A 21692-nucleotide genomic window follows, 5' to 3' on the forward strand; every position below is an offset into this window, starting at 1 on the left:
TTGTCCTTAGTCATTGGTCATTGGTCACAAAACAAAGAGAGAAGTCTGAGCGCCCGTTTCCGGCGATAGCGCAGTTTCTTCTCTACAAGAGGCTGCGCCAACGATTTCGCAAGTATCTGGCTTCTCTACGAAGCGCTGTGCGTAGCTCACTTAATTAAAGGGTACGCCATCCCGGAGGGTACAGAACTTCGGGGACAAATGACGAAGGACAAACAACAAAGGACAAAGAATGCAACTGATAGACACACACGTTCATCTCAACTTTGATAGTTTCCAGCCGGATTTAGCAACAGTGCGATCGCGGTGGCAAGAAGCAGGTGTAGTGCGTCTAGTACATTCCTGTGTTCACCCTGAGGAGTTTGCCAGTATTCAATCCATAGCCCAAGAGTTTCCCGAAATCAGCTTTGCTGTGGGATTACATCCTTTAGATGCTGAAAAATGGAATAGCGAGACAGCCGATAAAATCAAAACTTTAGCGAGTTCTGACTCGAATGTGGTAGCAATTGGGGAAATGGGGCTGGATTTTTACAAAGCTGATAACTATGAGCAACAGTACATGGTGTTCGAGTCACAGTTAGCGATCGCATCTGAACTCAACTTACCAGTGATTATTCACTGCCGAGATGCGGCCGTGGCAACCAGAGAAGTGTTGCAAAAATGGCGGGAACTCAAGGGAGAAAGAGTGCGTGGTGTCATGCATTGCTGGGGAGGAACGCCAGAAGAAACTCAATGGTTTCTCGATTTAGGCTTCTATATTAGCTTTAGCGGGACGGTAACGTTCAAAAACGCCAAAGCAATCCAATCTTCAGCTGCGATGGTGAGTAGCGATCGCCTACTGATTGAAACAGACTGTCCATTTCTGGCTCCGGTTCCGAAACGGGGCGAGAAGCGCAACGAGCCTGCCTACGTGCTTTATGTCGCTGAGGAAGTAGCTAAACTGCGTCAGGAAACGGTAGAGGCGATCGCCCATCAAACCACCCAAAATGCCTGTGAATTGTTCGGTCTGTCAATATAAAGTCTGCCCTAGTATCTTTTGTTAAGTTGTGCTAAAAAAAATAAAACTTTAGGGGGACAAAAATATGCTAATATTATTCCCTCAAAAACATTTTGCTTGCGCCATAATGATAAAGGAAGGAACCTAAAACTTCTCGTCTGAATTTTCCGTACTGTTATGGCTTGGCCATCCTCCAAATCTCTACAAGCGGATGCTCTCCACACATGACTAACCGTGCCAACCTAAATTGAGCTAGACTTTTGCACAACATCGGCTTGGTGTCTATTGAACCTATTCAAAATCGTTAAACAAAATTGCCTTGTGAGTACAATTCAGCAAAATGAAGTGATTCTGATTCAAAGCCGACAAGGTACGGATCATTCCCTCAGTCTTAGGATATCTAGGATATCACTGAGAGTATAAACGCCGGGGTGGATTTAAGACACATGGTGTGGAGCTGCGTCAGCAAATTAACGCGCTTTTTGGAGGGGAAGTGAGGAAAGTAGATCAAACTCAGGAATATCTCAACTGTATATTCTTCTTGAATCAATACTATAGTTGGTTTTTGGCTTCTGAGTCACCGATTAGGGACGATTACTCCCTTGTCGAAATTGCTCATTACAACCAGCTTTAATCGCTGCGTTTGCCCACACCTGTAAATAGCAAGTGTGTAATCAAAAGTTCCCAAACAGCTAAGGACACTGGCTAGCAGTGGGAAGCGTCAAACAGCAGTGTCCAAGGGAAAATTTAACTAGGTTGACAAAGGTAGAGGCATGACTAAAGAAACATACATGGAACCCGCCTTTCTGTTGCCCGACTTGATTGAAATCCAGAGGTCTAGCTTTCGCTGGTTTTTGGAAGAAGGGCTGATAGAAGAACTTAACTCCTTTAGTCCGATCACAGATTATACGGGCAAATTAGAACTGCACTTTTTGGGTCATAACTACAAACTCAAAGAGCCAAAGTACAGCGTCGAAGAAGCCAAACGGCGGGATAGTACTTATGCCGTCCAAATGTATGTACCTACACGCCTGATTAACAAAGAAACAGGGGAAATCAAAGAGCAAGAGGTATTTATTGGGGATTTGCCTTTGATGACCGATCGCGGCACGTTTATTATTAACGGAGCCGAGCGGGTAATTGTCAACCAAATAGTGCGATCGCCAGGAGTTTATTACAAATCAGAAATAGACAAAAACGGGCGACGTACTTATTCAGCTAGCTTAATCCCCAACCGGGGAGCATGGCTGAAATTTGAAACAGACCGTAACGATTTGGTGTGGGTACGCATCGACAAAACCCGTAAACTATCAGCGCAAGTACTTCTAAAAGCTTTAGGGTTATCAGACAACGAAATCTTTGACGCCTTACGCCACCCAGAATATTTCCAAAAAACCATCGAAAAAGAAGGGCAATTCTCTGAAGAAGAAGCCCTGATGGAGTTATATCGCAAACTGCGTCCTGGTGAACCACCCACAGTATTAGGTGGACAGCAACTCCTAGACTCCCGTTTCTTTGACCCAAAACGTTATGACCTTGGTCGCGTCGGACGCTACAAACTCAACAAGAAATTACGCCTTTCTGTCCCCGACACAATGCGCGTGTTGACTGCTGGCGATATCTTAGCAGCCGTAGATTACCTGATCAACCTAGAATATGACATCGGTAATATCGACGACATTGACCATTTAGGCAATCGCCGGGTGAGAAGCGTCGGTGAATTGCTGCAAAACCAAGTACGGGTGGGCTTAAATCGCCTAGAGAGAATTATTCGGGAACGGATGACCGTATCTGATGCCGAAGTGCTGACCCCTGCTTCCTTGGTGAACCCCAAACCACTGGTAGCAGCAATTAAAGAATTTTTTGGTTCCAGCCAGTTAAGTCAGTTCATGGATCAAACAAATCCCCTAGCAGAACTGACCCACAAACGCCGTCTGAGTGCCCTTGGCCCTGGCGGTTTAACCCGCGAACGCGCTGGGTTTGCTGTGCGGGATATTCATCCTAGTCACTATGGACGTATTTGCCCCATTGAGACACCAGAAGGCCCCAACGCCGGATTGATTGGCTCCTTAGCAACCCATGCACGGGTGAACCTGTACGGCTTCTTAGAAACGCCATTTAGACCTGTAGAAAATGGGCGAGTTAGATTTGACGTGCCTCCAGCCTACATGACAGCCGATGAAGAAGACGACTTGCGGGTTGCTCCTGGAGATATTCCTGTAGATGAAACCGGGCACATTATTGGGCCGCAAGTCCCAGTACGCTATCGCCAGGAATTTTCCACCACAACACCAGAACAGGTGGACTACGTAGCAGTATCTCCCGTACAGATTGTGTCCGTAGCGACCAGCATGATTCCCTTCTTGGAGCATGATGACGCTAACCGAGCGCTGATGGGGTCAAACATGCAACGGCAAGCAGTACCCCTGCTCAAGCCAGAACGTCCTCTGGTGGGTACAGGTTTGGAAGCCCAAGGAGCAAGAGACTCCGGGATGGTAGTTGTATCGCGTACCGATGGCGATGTCACATACGTAGATGCCACAGAAATTCGCGTCCGTCCGAAACCTAACACCCCAGACATTAAGTACACCCTTTCCAAATACCAACGCTCAAACCAAGATACCTGTTTAAATCAGAAACCCCTCGTCCGCATTGGTGAGCGTGTTGTTGCTGGTCAGGTGCTGGCTGATGGCTCGTCCACCGAAGGCGGTGAATTGGCGCTAGGACAAAATATTGTAGTTGCCTATATGCCTTGGGAAGGCTACAACTACGAAGACGCAATTTTGATTTCGGAAAGACTGGTGCAGGATGATGTCTACACCTCAATTCACATTGAAAAATATGAAATTGAAGCTAGACAGACGAAACTGGGGCCAGAAGAAATCACCAGAGAAATTCCCAACGTCGGGGAAGATGCCTTGCGTCAGTTGGATGAACAGGGAATCATTCGCATTGGGGCGTGGGTAGAAGCTGGAGATATCTTGGTGGGTAAGGTAACACCCAAAGGTGAATCTGACCAACCGCCAGAAGAAAAACTGTTGCGGGCGATATTCGGTGAAAAAGCGCGGGATGTGCGCGACAATTCTCTGCGAGTACCAAATGGTGAAAAAGGTCGCGTAGTTGATGTGCGCTTGTTTACTCGTGAACAAGGCGATGAACTGCCACCAGGAGCCAACATGGTAGTTCGGGTATATGTTGCCCAAAAACGCAAAATCCAAGTTGGTGACAAAATGGCAGGACGCCACGGTAATAAAGGGATTATTTCTCGGATATTGCCAGCGGAAGATATGCCTTATTTGCCCGATGGTTCACCAGTGGACATCGTACTTAACCCCTTGGGCGTACCCAGTCGGATGAACGTCGGACAAGTATTTGAATGCCTTTTGGGTTGGGCTGGTCAAACCTTGGGAGTGCGATTTAAGATTACTCCCTTTGACGAAATGTATGGGGAAGAGTCATCCCGGCGAATCGTGCATGGCAAATTGCAAGAAGCACGAGACGAAACAGGCAAAGACTGGGTATATAACCCAGATAATCCAGGCAAAATCATGGTGTATGACGGTCGTACAGGTGAACCCTTTGACCGAGCAATCACTATCGGTGTGGCTTATATGCTGAAGCTGGTGCATTTGGTGGATGATAAGATCCACGCTCGTTCCACAGGGCCATACTCACTGGTGACTCAGCAACCCTTGGGTGGTAAAGCCCAACAAGGTGGTCAGAGGTTTGGGGAAATGGAAGTGTGGGCATTGGAAGCCTTTGGTGCAGCTTACACCTTACAGGAATTGCTGACAGTCAAATCTGACGATATGCAAGGACGGAATGAAGCATTAAATGCGATCGTTAAAGGTAAGGCAATTCCCCGACCGGGAACCCCAGAATCCTTTAAGGTGCTAATGCGCGAGTTGCAATCATTGGGGTTAGACATTGCCGTACACAAGGTAGAAACCCAAGCAGACGGCAGTTCCCTAGATGTGGAAGTCGATTTGATGGCAGACCAATCAGCCCGTCGTACACCTCCTCGACCCACCTACGAATCTCTTTCCCGCGAATCGCTGGAAGATGACGAATAGTTAGTCAGGAGTGAGGAGTTAGAAGTTAACAATTCATAACTCCTAACTCCTAACTTCTAACTGAAAACTAAATATACTCAAAACTCATAACTCAGTACTTAAGTATGAGACCTGCCCAAACTAATCAGTTTGACTACGTAAAAATCGGCTTGGCTTCCCCTGAACGCATTCGCCAGTGGGGCGAGAGAACATTGCCCAATGGTCAGGTAGTCGGTGAAGTTACCAAGCCAGAAACGATTAATTACCGAACTCTCAAGCCAGAAATGGATGGCTTATTTTGTGAGCGCATCTTTGGCCCCGCGAAAGATTGGGAATGCCATTGTGGCAAGTATAAAAGAGTTCGTCACAGAGGTATTGTCTGTGAGCGCTGTGGGGTAGAAGTCACCGAGTCACGGGTGCGTCGCCACCGCATGGGCTATATTAAACTCGCTGCACCAGTAGCTCACGTCTGGTATCTCAAAGGCATTCCTAGCTATATTTCCATCCTGTTGGATATGCCTTTACGGGATGTCGAGCAGATTGTCTATTTCAACTCTTATGTTGTCCTGAGTGCAGGTAATGCCGAAACATTAACTTACAAACAGCTACTGAGTGAAGACCAGTGGTTGGAAATTGAAGACCAAATTTATAGCGAAGATTCTCTTCTACAGGGCGTAGAGGTAGGTATTGGTGCTGAAGCACTGTTGCGCTTGCTTGCCGATATTAATTTAGAACAAGAAGCCGAAAGCCTACGCGAAGAAATTGGCAACGCCAAGGGACAAAAGAGAGCCAAGCTAATTAAACGACTGCGGGTGATTGACAACTTCATTGCTACTGGTTCCAAACCAGAGTGGATGGTAATGGCAGTTATTCCCGTGATTCCCCCCGACTTGCGCCCAATGGTGCAACTAGATGGCGGACGGTTTGCCACCAGCGATTTAAATGATTTGTATCGGCGGGTAATTAACCGCAACAATCGTTTGGCACGCTTGCAAGAAATTTTGGCACCAGAGATTATTGTGCGGAATGAAAAGCGGATGCTGCAAGAAGCAGTGGATGCTTTGATTGACAATGGTCGTCGGGGACGCACGGTGGTAGGGGCAAATAACCGACCCCTGAAATCTTTGTCCGACATTATTGAGGGTAAGCAAGGACGTTTCCGACAAAATTTGTTAGGTAAACGGGTTGATTACTCTGGACGTTCTGTAATTGTGGTCGGGCCAAAGCTGAAAATTCACCAGTGCGGTTTGCCTAGAGAAATGGCAATTGAGCTATTTCAACCATTTGTGATTAACCGCCTGATTCGTAGCGGCATGGTAAATAACATCAAAGCTGCGAAAAAGCTGATATCCCGCAATGACCCCAGTGTATGGGATGTGCTGGAAGAGGTAATTGAAGGACACCCTGTAATGCTAAATCGGGCACCAACCTTGCACCGCTTAGGTATTCAGTCTTTTGAACCGATTTTAGTAGAAGGTAGAGCGATTCAACTACATCCTCTGGTGTGTCCAGCGTTTAACGCCGACTTTGACGGCGACCAAATGGCGGTACATGTCCCTCTGTCTTTAGAAAGTCAGGCGGAAGCGCGGTTGCTGATGTTGGCTTCTAACAATATTTTGTCACCAGCCACAGGGAAACCGATCATTACGCCCAGCCAAGACATGGTGTTGGGAGCGTATTACTTAACAGCAGAAAATCCCGGTGCGACAAAAGGCGCAGGAAAATACTTTTATTCGCTAGATGACGTAATTATGGCTTACCAGCAAGATCAAGTTGACTTGCACGCCTATATTTACGTGCGATTTGACGGTGAAATAGAATCAGACCTACCGGATACGGAACCCGTGAAAGTAACGGAAAACGACGATGGTAGCCGGACATTACTCTATAAGTTCCGCCGAGTCAGACAAGACGCTAAGGGCAATGTAATTTCCCAGTATATATACACAACTCCTGGTCGCGTTATTTATAACAATGCCATTCAGGAAGCACTAGCAAGCTAAGGGAGTGATGAGTGGGGAGTGGGGAGTGGTGATGAATTCCCTACTCCCTACTCCCAACTCCCTACTCCCTACTCCCAATGACTCAGGACTAATGACTAATGACTAACGAAAAAATGATTTTTCGCAATCGTGTGGTTGACAAAGGCCAACTGAGAAATTTAATTTCTTGGGCTTTTACAAATTTTGGAACGGCGCGAACCGCAGTGATGGCGGACAAATTGAAAGATTTGGGATTTCGCTACGCTACCAAAGCAGGGGTTTCCATCAGTGTAGATGACTTGATGGTGCCACCAACTAAGCGATTGCTGCTAGAAGCAGCCGAAGAAGAAATTCGGGCTACTGAAATCCGTTACCAACGGGGAGAAATCACTGAAGTAGAGCGCTTCCAAAAGGTAATTGATACCTGGAACGGTACCAGTGAAGCCTTGAAAGATGAAGTAGTCGTCCACTTTAAGAAGACTAATCCCCTGAACTCCGTATACATGATGGCGTTCTCCGGGGCGCGGGGTAACATCTCCCAAGTCCGGCAATTGGTGGGGATGCGGGGACTGATGGCTGACCCTCAAGGGGAAATTATCGATTTGCCCATCAAAACCAACTTCCGTGAAGGATTAACTGTGACGGAATATATTATTTCGTCTTACGGTGCCAGAAAAGGATTGGTGGATACTGCCTTGCGAACGGCTGACTCTGGTTATCTCACTCGCCGGTTGGTGGATGTATCCCAGGATGTGATTATTCGGGAATTTGACTGCGGCACTACCAGAGGTCTTAGCATTCGACCAATGACAGAAGGTGCCAAAACTTTGATTCCTCTGGCAACCCGCTTGATGGGACGGGTAATTGGCGAAGATGTGGTGCATCCGGTAACAAAAGAAGTGATTGCAGCCCGCAATTCCCCAATTTCTGAGGACTTGGCGAAGAAAATTGAAAAATCTGGGGTGGGAGAAGTTGTTGTGCGATCGCCCCTAACTTGTGAAGCTGCACGTTCTGTCTGTCAACACTGCTACGGCTGGAGTTTGGCACACGCCAAAATGGTGGACTTGGGCGAAGCTGTGGGGATTATTGCTGCCCAAAGTATCGGCGAACCTGGCACCCAGTTAACCATGCGGACATTCCACACAGGTGGTGTGTTTACTGGAGAAGTAGCACAACAAGTTCGTTCTAAAATCGATGGAACTGTTAAGCTTCCCCGCAAACTGAAGACCAGAACCTATCGTACCCGCCACGGTGAAGATGCCCTGTATGTTGAGGCTAATGGTATCCTGCTTTTGGAGCCAACAAAAGTAGGTGATGTTATCCCAGACAACCAAGAGGTTCATCTGACTCAAGGTTCAACATTATATGTATTTGATGGAAATCAGGTAAAACAAGGTCAGTTGTTGGCAGAGGTTGCCCTCGGTGGACGCACAACTCGGACTAATACAGAAAAAGCTGTTAAAGATGTCGCCTCTGACTTGGCAGGGGAAGTGCAATTTGCCGAAGTAGTTCCAGAACAAAAAACCGACCGTCAGGGTAATACCACAACCACAGCCGCACGCGGTGGCTTGATTTGGGTTTTGTCTGGGGAAGTTTATAACTTGCCGCCCGGTGCAGAATTGGTTGTCAAAAATGGTGATGCGATCGCCTCGAATGGAGTTTTAGCAGAAACCAAGTTAAGCACTTTACACGGCGGTGTGGTGCGCTTGCCCGAAGTTAACCCAGGTAAAAGTACCAGGGAAATTGAGATTATCACCGCTTCTGTAGTCTTAGATCAGGCAACGGTAACAGTCCAAAGTTCCCAAGGTCGCAATAATTACTTAGTCTCCACTGGCAACAACCAGGTATTTAACCTACGAGCTACACCAAGCACAAAAGTGCAAAATGGTCAAGTAGTAGCCGAGTTAATTGATGACCGCTATCGCACAACCACTGGTGGATTCCTGAAATTCGCGGGTGTAGAAGTCCAGAAAAAAGGCAAAGCCAAGCTGGGTTATGAAGTGGTGCAGGGCGGTACCCTGTTGTGGATTCCCGAAGAAAGTCACGAAGTTAATAAAGATATCTCCTTGCTGTTGGTAGAAGACGGTCAGTTTGTGGAAGCTGGTACCGAGGTAGTAAAAGATATTTTCTGCCAAAACAGTGGTGTGGTAGAAGTGACCCAGAAAAACGACATCCTGCGGGAAGTTGTGGTTAAGCCTGGGGAACTACTAATGGTGGACGATCCAGAATCAGTTATCGGGCGAGATAACACCTTCATCCAACCAGGTGAAGAGTTTCAAGGTAGTGTCGCTACGGAATTGCGCTATATCCAGTATGTGGAGACACCAGAAGGACCTGCCCTGTTGAGTCGTCCAGTAGTTGAGTTTGCCGTACCGGATAATCCAGATGTGCCATCAACTACATCGGTAAGTCAACAAACCGGGCGATCGATTCAGTTACGGGCAGTGCAGCGACTACCTTACAAAGATTCGGAACGCGTCAAGTCCGTTGAAGGTGTGGAACTGCTGCGAACCCAGCTAGTGCTGGAAATTGAGCAAGAAGGAGAACAAGACCACAATGCTTCGCCCCTAGCAGCAGATATTGAATTGGTACAGGATACCGAAGACCCAGAAGTTCAACGCTTGCAACTGGTGATTTTGGAGTCCTTGGTAATTCGTCGAGACATTACCGCCGATGCCACCCAAGGTAGTACCGAGACGACACTTGAGGTAGAAGATGGGCTAACCATTGCCCCAGGTTCTGTGGTCGCACGTACCCAAATCTTGTCTAAAGAAGGGGGGATAGTTCGGGGCGTTCAAAAAGGAACCGAAAACGTGCGTCGCTGCTTGGTGTTGCGCCCCACTGATATGCTGACCATGAATACTAGTACTCAGCCTAAGGTGAAAGTGGGTGACTTGCTAGTAGAAGGTACAGAAGTTGCTCCGGGAGTTTTTGCCCCAGAATCAGGGCAAGTAGTGGATATTAAAAGTGCCACTGCTGCATCTGGTGAGGAATCAGCTTTGAGTACTAAAAACTACGTTATTACTACCCGCATCGGCCGCCCTTATCGAGTCAGCCCTGGTGCTGTGTTGCAGATAGAAGACAGCGATTTGGTACAACGGGGTGATAACTTGGTGTTGTTGGTGTTTGAACGCGCCAAAACCGGAGATATTATTCAAGGTTTGCCCCGGATTGAAGAACTGCTCGAAGCTCGTAAACCGAAAGAAGCTTGTATTTTATGTCGGCGGGCGGGTGAAATTAAGGTAGTTTACGCCGAGGGTGGTGATGAAGCGATCGCCATCAAGGTCGTAGAATCAAATGGCGTAATCACAGATTATCCTCTAGGCCCAGGACAAAATTTGATTGTGCCTGATGGATCAACTGTATTAGCCGGACAACCGTTGACAGATGGGCCATCCAACCCCCACGAAATTTTGGAAATCTTCTTTAGCCTGGGTTCCGAAGACGGAATCTATGCTTGTGCTAGCTATGCTTTGCAGAAGGTACAGACATTCTTGGTGAATGAAGTGCAAATGGTGTATCAATCTCAGGGGATTGATATTTCCGATAAGCACATTGAAGTAATTGTTCGCCAGATGACCAACAAAGTCAGGATTGATGATGGTGGTGATACCACTATGCTTCCGGGTGAATTGGTAGAACTGCGCCAAGTTGAGCAGGTGAACGAAGCTATGGCAATTACAGGCGGTGCTAGGGCACAGTACACCCCGGTATTGTTGGGGATCACTAAAGCATCGTTGAACACCGACAGCTTTATTTCCGCCGCATCATTCCAAGAGACAACACGGGTACTTACCGAAGCAGCTATTGAAGGCAAATCCGACTGGCTGCGCGGATTAAAGGAAAACGTGATTATCGGGCGATTGATTCCGGCTGGTACTGGGTACAATACCTATGATGAACCCGGTGCGATCGATGATTATGCTGCTGAGATTAGCAGTAGTGTGTTGGATGAAGTTGATGATCCCCTGGATATGGTCTTAGATGACCGCACAGCTCGCACCTATAATTTAGATTCTCCTACCCTTGGGGAATCTGGTTTTGGTAGCAGACGTGCAGAAAGGTCAATTCTAGAGGACGAAGATGAATTAATCGCCGATGAAGTACCAGACGACGACGATTTCGAGGAAGACGAGGAAGACGAGGAAGATGATTTCGACGAAGATTAGAGACTTAAGATTTCGCGTCTTTATTAAAAGCTAAAAAGTAAAAAGGCAAAAGAAGATTTTCTTTTGCCTTTTTCTTTTGCTAAAAACACATTTTTAAACCCTCCTCAAGATTCTGGTTTCTGGCTTTCGAGGTAGTAGTCTGTCAATTAGGGCTATTCAAAAGTAACATCCTCATAGAAATCTGCAACAGCACACCGAAAATCTACACTTGCCAGATGAATGATATCTTCTTGTCTATATGGATAAAGTACCCATTGTCTCTCTGGGTTGCGGCGAAAACACTCAACATTTAAGCGAGTTTGACTCACAAGTACATATTCCTGAAGTGACTCTATCTGTCGATAGTCGGCAAATTTATCGCCTCGGTCAAAGGCTTCTGTTGTCGGAGATAGCACTTCTACAATTAAGCAAGGGTAACGCAGAAAGTTGTCAAAAGCTCTATCTCATTGGTCACAACTTACTATAACATCGGGGTAGTAATAGATGTTAATCGACTCAATATCTGCTTTGGTGTCTGAGATATAAACCTGACAACCACTCCCGCGCAAATGATTTCTCAACATTGAAGCAATATTAAGAGAAATAATCACATGAGTATTATTTGCCCCTGCCATTGCATAAACCTGCCCCTGTCTATATTCATGCTTGATGGGACTGGTTTCTTCTCCTTTGAGATAGTCTTCTGGAGAAATATAGCTAGAATTTGGAGTTGCAACCATCTGTAATGACCTTGTGTGATCCCTTGTATCTAGTTTAAGAGAAGCTTGACGGCTCAATCTGCTAAATGTGCATCTCCATAAATCTAGCAATAGCTAGATGCTGTAATTCTCTCACAAGCTATAATCTACATCTGTTGCACCGAGAGATTAACTTGTGGATGTCATATTAGAACGATCGCACGAATTGAAACAAGCCTTAGTTGATTTTGTCCTTGATGCTGAAGGCGAACTGGCACAAGCGCTAGAAACCTATGCAGCAGCACAGTTGCGCCGTGGAAGTGGGGATAGTACACAGCAGGACTTAATCATCGATAGCTTTCTGACAGCCGGGAAAGTCGGCGATAAGTCACCATTGGAGTTGTTTATCGCCAGTCATCCAGATTTGTCAGAGAGCGATCGCAGCCTGATCAACAGTTGGCATCATACTTTTATTGGCTTATTTGCCATAACTAATATTCTACCTGATGGTTTTGAATTGACGAACTGGTTGACAGATAAACGCTACATCGTCAAGCCGAACAATACTCAAACATTACAGGCAATATCTCGGTTGAAACCAGGAGAAATCTTACTAACTCGCATTTCTCCTGTTACCGATAGCTACTGGATGTTTTCTGGCCCTTACACAGTGATGGGTAAATTGGGTAAACCAAAACTTGCTGTAGCAATTGGTAATTTCAAAGAGAACTATAAAAGTAATCTTTACAGCGATGCTCCCGACTTGCTAGAGGAAGCTTGGCAGTCAGTAGTACAATATCATCAGCAATTTGTGGACTTTTTTGGCACTGATGAAATCACACTATCTGGATACCAGCTTAATAAAAAAATAGCGGAATTTCAAGAATTAATTACTGAAAAAACCTTTGCAGCAGCAGGAATTGATACTTCTAAATCTCTGGCTGAAGTGGCAGAAGCGGCTGGCATTGGAGACGATGAAATAAAAGTAGCAGCACAAGAATTTGGTGCTGACTCAAACGTAGTCTCTCAGATGTTTAACAGCAAAAGCGGCAATAGCAAAATGGTTATGCCAAAGGTTGATTTACCTGCTGAATTAAAGAAAGCAGAACAGGTAACGGCTCTTTCTCATCCCCGTTGGGGACAAATGTTTTTACCAACATATAGTAAGGTACAAGCAATTTTATCGGCAGAAGACTGGCAAAGTGTTCAAGGGTCTGAAAAACTAATTCGCTACTACCTCGAAGATAAAAGTATTAATGCTTTTATTTGGCATCGATTAGCACAACAGTATCCAACTCAATTAGAAAATGTGTTGCAAACAGTTCTGCAACGTCCAGAGTTTCACCTTGAAAATGACTTGAATGCACTTTTGCAAGAATTTCACAAACCTATTGAGCCAGAATTACCAGAAATTGCTAGTGTACCCATACATTTGCATAACTTATTTCAGGAAGCTTTAGGAGATGTTAACAAATCTAAGCCCAAGGGTAAGGGGCAAAAAAAGCCAGGAAAAGGTTTTCAATAAGATTAACAAATATATCCAAGATTTCACCCATCCGTTTGTAGGGATGGGATGAAATCAACCTTAAAAACGAGATAAAGACTGCGTAGTTATATTTAAAGATCGATAGATAGTAGGTGAACAATCTCACTGACGATTTCCTCTGGACTCTCAAGCTTGACTAGAAATCGATTAAAGCCAGCATTCAAAGCCTTATGACTTGAAACCTCTCGTGTATAAGAAGTGATAGCGATCGCGGGCAACTCTCTTATAGATGAGCAAGAATGCACTCGAATTTGCTCAATTAACCAATTTCCATCATGATGAGGCAACTTCACATTGCACAGCAGAATATCGGGATGAAGCGATTCTACCAAAGCAAGGGCTGTTTCTGCATCAGTTAAAGCCATGACCTCTGCACCTGCTGCTGACAAAATGAAGATGAGCAAATCTGCCATATCTGGTTCATCCTCTACCAGTAAAATCAGGGTTCCAATAAGTTGCTGGAGCGAATTTAACTCAGTTTCTTGAGTGATTTTTTGATCCGTTGTCATGCCATCCCTTTATTGCTTGCTATAGTCTGCTTTTTCTATTCCAACGCATGGAGGGGAATAAGTATTCACCCTAAATATACAAACTTGGGGTGAAAAGCCTTATCAATATGAAAAAGTTAATTCACGGAGCAACATTAACTACCCTGTTAGGTAACATTTATCCGAAAATATAGTTTTTGGTAACAGGTAATTGGAGAAAAGCCCTTACCTATTACCCATGACTCATTACCGAGGTTCAGCTTGGGTTGAGACTGTTAATACCTGTGGTGGTGTAGCATCCGGCGGATAGAGAAAGTCTACTTCTACTAAGGAGCGATCGCCTGCTTTCATATTTAATAAAACTAACGGTTCCCCTGGTTGACCTCTCCTTTGCACTAAATGCACAAACTCTGTTTTTGGCTGACCTTGGTCATCTTTGTAACGTACCCGCACCGTTCCTCGGAAAAATACTTGAGGGGCTGGTGTACTCAAAAAGCGTAACCCCGGTTTTCCCAACTGATCCTCTTTGACTGGCGTTTGTATGGACACACTAACAGTTTGAGGATTTTGAGTATTGTTGTATAGCGGCAACTTCAGATTATATTGAATTCCATAGTTGCCATGAGCGCGATATGCCGTGTCAGGATAGCGCACCAGCATGGTAGCACTTTGAATTTGACCAGTTCCTAATGTACCGCCATGCAAGGTACTCAGAGCGTAGGAAAACACTTGACCAGGCTGGGGAATAGTTAGATAGCTGGCTTTAGGATTATCTACTAATAAGGCTCTCCATCGTGAACCACCAGCCACTCCAGCAACACGCCCATAAATTATAGGTTTGCCAGTTTCCTCAAGGGGAGTGGGCGCTTTATCTCGTGGGCCAGCTAAATCTCCATTATCTAGTAAATTTTGCCATTCTTCTAAAGTAGGCGATCGCTCACTACCATCGGGATTCACCCGTGCAAACATCGCAAGGCTAGCTGCATAGACAGTGCCATTACTCCACAGTCGGATCAATGTAGACCGACCATTCAGAGGTGGTGTCAGTCCCTGCACAGGAATTGGCAAATTTAATAACATCCGACTTTGCCCTGGTGGAATCTCAATTTGGGCAGGGAAAATCTCTTGTCGCACTCCCCGAAGCACATCAGACATGACGCGATCGCCAGGACCTGCAAAAACTTTACCTAAAAGATTTTGACTCAAGGATGGTAACTGAATAAATGGTGCATCCGGTTGACTCAAATAACTCGCCGCCTGCCAAATATTTACCTTCACTGCTTCAGAACCAGGGTTATGTAAAATTATCCCCAGATAGAGCGATGTCTCCGACGGGCTACGCCTACGCAAATTTTCTGGTGGTTCCGCCTTAGTAATGTGGTGGGCAAAAATATCAAATCGCCCCCGAAAGGGAAAATTCAAATGTGCCGTTGGCACTTTTTTACCATCTGGTGGAAAAGTTGAAAGTAAAATCCCTTCTTTCAATACCAACTCTGGACTATTACTGTTAAACGTTGGCACTGTATCCAGTTGTCCTGGTAAAGCACGTACTTCTTGTGGTTGGAACACTTCTTCAGGTGGTAGCGTGGCAGGAGTTGTTTGGCCAAGCAGAAAATTTAGTAACAATGACAACATAAATTTAAATATTTTCTCCACCATATAGACACCGACAAATTTATGAAAGTGCCAGTTTGTTAATAATTAATACGAAATTTGCAAGTATCTCGCTCAAATTTTCTTGATTGAGAACCGGAACGTGGACAAAGATACAACGAGCCTTGAGTTGTTTTTGGCTTAAGTAGTCCAACACTGAATAGTAAAGATTCTCACAGACAAATTTCCCGCAGTCGTGGCTAATCTGAATTGCCGCTATTCCCGCCACTAATTTCTCTAAATCAACTTCTGTGTGCAAAATACTTTCTCCACAGCTAGCACCTGCTTCCACACTTAATTGTGTACGGCTTGTAGCCTGGCCACAACAGATGATGTAATCAGGTTTGATTGCATTGATTTGTTCAATTACCTGAGTACTGGCAAGTTGCACATCTACGGGTAACTGGCGTAAAAAACTTAAGTTATGCGGTATCAGATCAAGTTTGGTCACTTCAAGTAATAAATCATCATCAGAATTCGACTGTTAATCCTTTAGTCAAATATCAAAAGAAGTTAATAGAATTCTTTTCTTCATAACAAATATTATTTAGAATAGAAAAACCCTCCATAATAAATTTACAAGGAGCAGGTAAATGCCAGTTATTGCGGTCGTAGACTACGAGATGGGAAATTTGCACTCAGTCTGCAAAGGCTTGGAAAAAGCTGGGGCAACTCCTAATGTTACTTATTCTCCAAAGGAATTAGAGCAGGCAGATGCAATAGTCCTGCCGGGAGTAGGAGCATTTGATCCAGCAGTGCAACACCTGCGATCGCGTGGTTTGGAACAACCAATTAAAGAAGCGATCGCATCTGGTAAACCTTTTTTGGGAATTTGTTTAGGATTGCAAATTCTCTTTGAATCAAGTGCAGAAGGTACCCAACCAGGGCTGGGAATTATCAAAGGAAAAGTGCGGCGGTTTCGTTCAGAACCTGACATCACTATTCCTCACATGGGTTGGAATCAGCTGGAAGTGACTCAGCCAAAAAGTATTTTATGGGAGCATTTACCGTCCGATCCTTGGGTGTATTTTGTCCATTCCTACTATGTTGACCCAATAGACCCGCTAATCCGTGCAGCAACCGTCACCCACGGTACTCAAACCGTCACAGCGGCGATCGCCCATAAAAACCTGATGGCAGTTCAATTTCACCCCGAAAAATCCTCTAATATCGGATTGCAAATCCTGTCTAATTTCGTTGCTCAAGTCCGCGAAAAAATTCCTGCCTAACACTATGTTTGTCATTTCTTCTTTGTCCTTTATCTAAGACTAATGACCAATGACCAATGACTAATGACTAATACCCAATGAGCCTGAGAATTTACGGCAATCGCCAGCTAAAAACTTTACCAGGAAAAGAAACTAGACCCACTAGTGCGCGAGTCAGGGAGGCAGTCTTTAATATTTGGCAGGGACAAATTGCAGGTTGCCACTGGCTAGATTTGTGCGCCGGTACAGGTTCAATGGGTGCAGAGGCTTTGTGTAGAGGAGCCAGCCTAGTAGTGGGAATTGAACAATCGAGCCGAGCCTGTGCCACCATCCAACAAAATTGGCAGCAGGTAGCTAATGCCGAGCAAGAACTTCGGGTATTGCGGGGAGATATTACCCAACAGTTAAAGACTTTATCAGGCAAGCAATTTGATAGAATCTACTTTGATCCACCTTATGCCAGTGGATTGTACCAGAGAGTATTAGAAGCGATCGCTCACTATCAACTTTTAGATCCTAGCGGTGAAATCGCAGTTGAACACGCCTCACAAGGTTGGACACCACCAGAGATTCCCGCTTGGGAAATTTGCCGCCAGAAAGTTTACGGCAACACATCACTTACTTTCTACAGAATTTGGAGTGAAGGAGCAGGGGGAGATAAGGGAGATGAGGAACAATATAACTCCTAACTCCTAACTCCTGTACAGACGCCATTAATCGCGTCTCTGCTCCTAACTCCTAACTCCTAACTCAGCAATACTCATCCCCCCAACTGATTAGGGCGCTTATATTGCTTATAGGCAGCGTAAAACAGTCCAGCGAGGGTGACGAAAACTAGACCAAGGACAATACCTGATAGCAGGGGTTCAACCACTGGAAATCTCCTCTTTGTAATTATTAAATATTCGTTGCCTGTTTTTGATTTTACCAAATTTGGTATGAATCCTGCGCCCTACAGCCTTTTTAAGGGCGATCGCCCACAAGAAAATAGTCTTCTGTGCTTGCAGACACAATCAAGAACTTTTAAGCTATGTGTAGGAAATGAAAACTTTTTAGTACACCTAGATTTTCACCGCAAACCTTTTGGATAACCAGATTACCAAACCTGAAATTTTGATTCAGCGCATCGTTTTATTGACGCTGGCCATACTGCTAGCAGTCCCTTTGGGCTTTTTTGGTGTTCAGTTGGTTCAAGCCTCCGATCCATACGTCAAGAGTGTTCTATCCCTAACAGGAAACCCAGTTCAAGGACACGCGATCTTTCAAATTAACTGTGCTGGTTGTCATGGTTTGGAAGCAGATGGGCGAGTGGGACCCAGTTTGCAAGCTGTTTCAAAGCACAAATCTCGGTATGGACTGATTCACCAAGTGATCAGTGGCGAAACACCGCCAATGCCAAAATTCCAACCTAGCGCCCAAGAAATGGCGGATCTTTTGAACTATTTAGAGTCATTGTAGAGGTTATAATTTTTGGTTGCGGAATACATAGATCGCTCATAGAAAAGGTAGCATTGGATGTGCTGCCTTTTTCCATCTTTGAGAACTCTTAATAGACGACGAGAATTTGTAAATGTTCAAAGCAAGCGCGGCTTGTCACTAGCAGTCCATGTGCGAGACCCACCTTCAGAATCAAACAAAGCTAGAGTTAGAGTTCATATGTGAGAGATTAAGATAAAGTGCCTTTTGTCAATCAGTTAAAATACTCAAAATAGCTTTAGTAATAATGATAATCGTGTGGAACTGAGGTGAAGGAGGCGAGGGACGTTTGCCTCCTCCACCGATTTTTGATTATTATTATCTTTGAAGTGTTTGACAGCTTAAACTTAAATAAGGGATGAAAAAGCATTGTAACGACAGAATAACTTTGTAAAAAGTGGGCTTCGTTTTTAGGTAAATTCAATTATCAAACGAGGTAATGAAAAGTTTGGTTTACCACTATGCCCAAGCGACCAAAAGTCAACTCTGACCAGGCACAACGACATAATACTCCTACTATAGATAATGAAGCGATTACCAATCACTTGGAAGCTTTATTAACCTCAGCTATTTTTGCTCAACAGAAATATTATAAGCAGTTAAGATTACGAGACAGAGTTCTCAATTTATCGTTAATGGTAGCAGCAGGATTTACGTTATTGTGGCGGCAGGTTCCTGGAGTAGAAGAATTAACTCGCTTATTGGCAAGAGAAGATTTATTATGGTGTCATGCCACTGGCATTACTCAACAATCTCTTTGAGAAAGATTTTTAGTTTTCCCTTCTGAATTATTTGAGTGAGTCTTTAAAGATTTACTATCTCAGTTACAAAGTCTTGACATTTGGTCGTATTTACGTAGAATCTTTGATAAAAAGTCATATAAACTGTATATATTAAAGTATGTTAGCAAGTCACTCTTTAATTATTGCGAAAGTGAGGTATGCTAACCTCACTCGTAGGATTAAGACAAAAGCTCCCAGTGAATGGGCTACGCTATAGCTTCTTTTACAAACTAGATATTCTTGAGATGCCCAAAAGCTAATGACTGAAGCGATCCAAATCGGTAATCGTACAATCACAGCTAGTGAACTGATTTCCTTACTGGCAAGTTATCAAATGCTGCCACAGTTGCAGCGCGAATTGATCATCGATGAGGCGATAGAGCAAAATTCACGCTCTGCGAAGGTAGCAATAGAGTGTACACCTGAGGAAGTAGCCCAAGCTAAACAGCAGTTTTACGCTGAAAAACAGTTCAAAAATGAAGAAGACATCCAGACTTGGATGGCACATCAAGGTCTGACTCTCGATCAACTAGAAGTGATTACCACTCGTAAGCTGAGAATTGAAAAATTTAAGCAAGCCACTTGGGGTAATAAACTCGAATCTTACTTTTTTCAGTCAAAGGCAAAACTGGACAAAGTAATTTATTCCCTACTGCGAACCCAGGATGTGGGAATTGCCCAAGAACTTTACTTCCGGATTCAGGCAAAAGAAAACTTTTTTGCTGACTTGGCGCGGGAATACTCACTTGGGCCAGAAGCCCAAACTGGTGGCTTAGTCGGTCCGATTGAACTGAATGCACTACATCCGGTAATGGTGCAAATGCTCTCTAGCAGTCAACCAGGTCAGATATTACCGCCTACCCGCATCGCTGACTGGTTTGTGATTTTGCGGCTGGAAAAATTTATCCCAGCACAATTGGATGAATTCATGAAAGTGCGCCTGCTGAATGAACTCTTTGAAACCTGGCTACAAGAACAGCAAAAGCAAATCATGTCTGCACCACAAGGGGAGAGGGACAGGGGACGACAGGGAGAGGTCGATAAACCTTTTACCTAAGCATGGGGTGACTCTCATGCTTGGCTTCAAATGCTTGGCTTCAAAACCGAAGGTACTGATCGCAGATGTATATGAAGATGTCACTTTTGAATCGCTTTCTACTGAACTTGGCTAAATTAAGAAGGTTGAGTTGGGATGTGTTAAAAATAGCGATCGCAGCGCGAGAAATACAGCGTCCAAGTTTTCAATCTCACGTTTTTAAACGTGGGTTCCCAAACCTGCAAACCTACCCCCTACACCCTCTGAAAGTAGTAATAGATGAAACAGGAGATAGAAAAAAAGGTAAAAAGACTGCGGCAAGTGCAAGACAATATTTAGGGTTTGCAGAATAAACGAAAAACCTAGATAAATCAAGAGATTCGGGGGGATAAAAGAGAATAAAGTGCAAGGAAAAAGGATAAAATAGGTAGAAAACCTTGTGCCGAGTTGCGTTGAGATGTATCGAAAAGCGCAAAAGCAAGAAACAACAGCAGAAAACTTTGAACTACCCGTTGGGGAAAAACTAGCCTCAGATAACCGTTGGGTAATCATGGCGAACATGATACCTTAGTCAGAATTTGAAGCAGAGTACGCAGCAATATTTTCAGAAGAAATGGGCGCGCCAGCCAAAAGATTTAGAATGGCGTTGGGAGCATTAATAATCAAAGAAAAACTAGGAATAAGCGATAGAGAGACAGTAGAGCAGATTAGGGAGAACCCTTATTTGCAATACTTTATAGGCTTGTCTTGCTATAGTAATAGTCCCCCATTTGATGCGTCAATGTTAGTTCACTTTAGAGAAAGAATAGATATAAACTTAGTTAACAAAGTGAATCGAGAAATTATCAAGAAGGGATTAGAAAAAAAAGAGGAAGAAGTAAACATCGTTCAGATACTCTGGCTTTACTCCTGCTCCTATTAAATGCTCACACGCGATAGTTTCAAAAAATTGAGGAAACATATACAAAGGTTTAGATACAAATCCTAATCCGTTCAAAATCATGGCTTTGACCACATGACCTGGACTGACTTTTTCTCCTTTCTCTTCACCTATTAAGTCATTTATTATTTCTACCAATCCTATAGCATCTATTATTCCTGCTACTATCCCTAAATGGTCTATGTTCTGAATTTTAATTTCTTTCGCATTTCACTTCCCTTCAGGATTCTCCACAACTTCTGTTGCAATTTTATCAAATAATTCTTGTTATCAATCAATCAATCAATTAATTTTTTCTTAACTCTTTCGTTGTCTCCTTGTTATCCCTTTCTTCTGTCTTTATCACAAAACTTAACTTTCTAGCCGATTACTAAACTTAATAGTAATTATTAGTATTAAGCTTCTTTACTCTTTTCCTATTTTAGTTCTTATGTACTACTGTCCGACTTTTTGTTGATGTGTGACAGTTGAGGGTGCGGAATGTGGGCTATAAATCAGAGCCTCTGCAAAAACTGTACCTTTTGTCAACTACTTCTACTGGACTGGCTCTCTAGATCATCGATATTTTTACCCATGCCCAAAGTTCAGGATAAACTAAAACCCCCAAGCTGTGATGTAAGCTTGGGGGTTTTAGTTTAAATTATAAAACCTGGCATCGAGCTATTTTTGCGTAGGGCTACCCCTAAACT

Annotated in this window: 13 protein-coding genes and 5 pseudogenes; 12 read left to right on the forward strand and 6 right to left on the reverse strand. The window is 44.3% G+C overall.

The features are described from left to right. Positions 1-229: 229 nt before the first annotated feature. From V7L05_RS08370 to V7L05_RS08385, 4 genes are all read left to right on the forward strand, one after another. On the forward strand, positions 230-1015 hold the full coding sequence (locus V7L05_RS08370; RefSeq protein WP_335163587.1) for a TatD family hydrolase: 786 nt from the start codon (positions 230-232) through the stop codon (positions 1013-1015). A gap of 752 nt (positions 1016-1767) precedes the next feature. Then, complete coding sequence (rpoB, locus tag V7L05_RS08375) at positions 1768-5067, forward strand: DNA-directed RNA polymerase subunit beta (protein WP_335163589.1); 3300 nt, start codon at positions 1768-1770, stop codon at positions 5065-5067. A gap of 104 nt (positions 5068-5171) precedes the next feature. Next, positions 5172-7049, forward strand: coding sequence for a DNA-directed RNA polymerase subunit gamma (locus V7L05_RS08380; protein WP_335163591.1), 1878 nt, complete (start codon positions 5172-5174; stop codon positions 7047-7049). Positions 7050-7147: 98 nt separating this feature from the next. Beyond that, positions 7148-11197 carry a DNA-directed RNA polymerase subunit beta'' gene (locus tag V7L05_RS08385; protein ID WP_335163593.1) on the forward strand — a complete coding sequence of 1350 codons (4050 nt, stop codon included), beginning with the start codon at positions 7148-7150 and terminating at the stop codon, positions 11195-11197. A 152-nt stretch (positions 11198-11349) separates the two neighbouring features. Here V7L05_RS08385 and V7L05_RS08390 read toward each other — a convergent pair. After that, positions 11350-11916, reverse strand: a pseudogene (locus tag V7L05_RS08390) (Uma2 family endonuclease). Positions 11917-12070: 154 nt separating this feature from the next. On the opposite strand from V7L05_RS08390, the gene V7L05_RS08395 reads away from it, so the two are divergent. Beyond that, positions 12071-13399: a hypothetical protein gene (locus V7L05_RS08395; protein ID WP_335163595.1), complete on the forward strand. Its 1329-nt coding sequence runs from the start codon at positions 12071-12073 to the stop codon at positions 13397-13399. A 92-nt stretch (positions 13400-13491) separates the two neighbouring features. Here V7L05_RS08395 and V7L05_RS08400 read toward each other — a convergent pair whose 3' ends face one another. From V7L05_RS08400 to V7L05_RS08410, 3 genes and pseudogenes are all read right to left on the reverse strand, one after another. Next, positions 13492-13929 carry a response regulator gene (locus tag V7L05_RS08400; protein WP_335163597.1) on the reverse strand — a complete coding sequence of 146 codons (438 nt, stop codon included), beginning with the start codon at positions 13927-13929 and terminating at the stop codon, positions 13492-13494. 225 nt (positions 13930-14154) lie between these two features. Further along, a complete protein-coding gene (locus tag V7L05_RS08405) occupies positions 14155-15543 on the reverse strand; it encodes a DUF3370 domain-containing protein (RefSeq protein WP_335163599.1) in 1389 nt (462 codons plus the stop codon). Between the two features lie 40 nt (positions 15544-15583). Then, a pseudogene (locus tag V7L05_RS08410) lies at positions 15584-16096 on the reverse strand (pyroglutamyl-peptidase I family protein). 58 nt (positions 16097-16154) lie between these two features. On the opposite strand from V7L05_RS08410, the gene hisH reads away from it, so the two are divergent. Next, the gene (gene hisH, locus V7L05_RS08415; protein ID WP_292800329.1) at positions 16155-16790 is read left to right on the forward strand and encodes an imidazole glycerol phosphate synthase subunit HisH; all 636 of its coding nucleotides are present in this window, start codon (positions 16155-16157) and stop codon (positions 16788-16790) included. A 77-nt stretch (positions 16791-16867) separates the two neighbouring features. Then, on the forward strand, positions 16868-17458 hold the full coding sequence (gene rsmD, locus V7L05_RS08420) for a 16S rRNA (guanine(966)-N(2))-methyltransferase RsmD (protein WP_335163602.1): 591 nt from the start codon (positions 16868-16870) through the stop codon (positions 17456-17458). A 71-nt stretch (positions 17459-17529) separates the two neighbouring features. Here the strand turns inward: rsmD and petG are convergent, their stop codons facing one another. Further along, complete coding sequence (petG, locus tag V7L05_RS08425; RefSeq protein WP_063721252.1) at positions 17530-17643, reverse strand: cytochrome b6-f complex subunit V; 114 nt, start codon at positions 17641-17643, stop codon at positions 17530-17532. 209 nt (positions 17644-17852) lie between these two features. On the opposite strand from petG, the gene V7L05_RS08430 reads away from it, so the two are divergent. The 5 genes and pseudogenes from V7L05_RS08430 to V7L05_RS08450 form a co-directional block, all read left to right on the forward strand. Then, positions 17853-18227: a c-type cytochrome gene (locus V7L05_RS08430; protein WP_099100046.1), complete on the forward strand. Its 375-nt coding sequence runs from the start codon at positions 17853-17855 to the stop codon at positions 18225-18227. Positions 18228-18763: 536 nt separating this feature from the next. Further along, positions 18764-19042 (forward strand): annotated as a pseudogene (locus V7L05_RS08435) (IS4 family transposase); the annotation flags it as partial. Positions 19043-19286: 244 nt separating this feature from the next. Continuing rightward, positions 19287-20084, forward strand: a complete 798-nt coding sequence (locus V7L05_RS08440) for a peptidylprolyl isomerase (protein WP_335163604.1) — start codon at positions 19287-19289, stop codon at positions 20082-20084. Positions 20085-20155: 71 nt separating this feature from the next. Further along, on the forward strand, positions 20156-20416 hold the full coding sequence (locus tag V7L05_RS08445; RefSeq protein ID WP_335163610.1) for a hypothetical protein: 261 nt from the start codon (positions 20156-20158) through the stop codon (positions 20414-20416). Positions 20417-20520: 104 nt separating this feature from the next. Further along, positions 20521-20943, forward strand: a pseudogene (locus tag V7L05_RS08450) (transposase); the annotation flags it as partial. 3 nt (positions 20944-20946) lie between these two features. On the opposite strand, the pseudogene V7L05_RS08455 reads toward V7L05_RS08450, so the two are convergent. Continuing rightward, positions 20947-21201: pseudogene (locus V7L05_RS08455) on the reverse strand (DUF4277 domain-containing protein); the annotation flags it as partial. Between the last annotated feature and the right edge of the window lie 491 nt (positions 21202-21692).

Origin of the sequence: Nostoc sp. (genome assembly GCF_036917755.1) — a bacterium.
In the GTDB taxonomy this organism is placed as follows: Bacteria; Cyanobacteriota; Cyanobacteriia; order Cyanobacteriales; family Nostocaceae; genus Nostoc.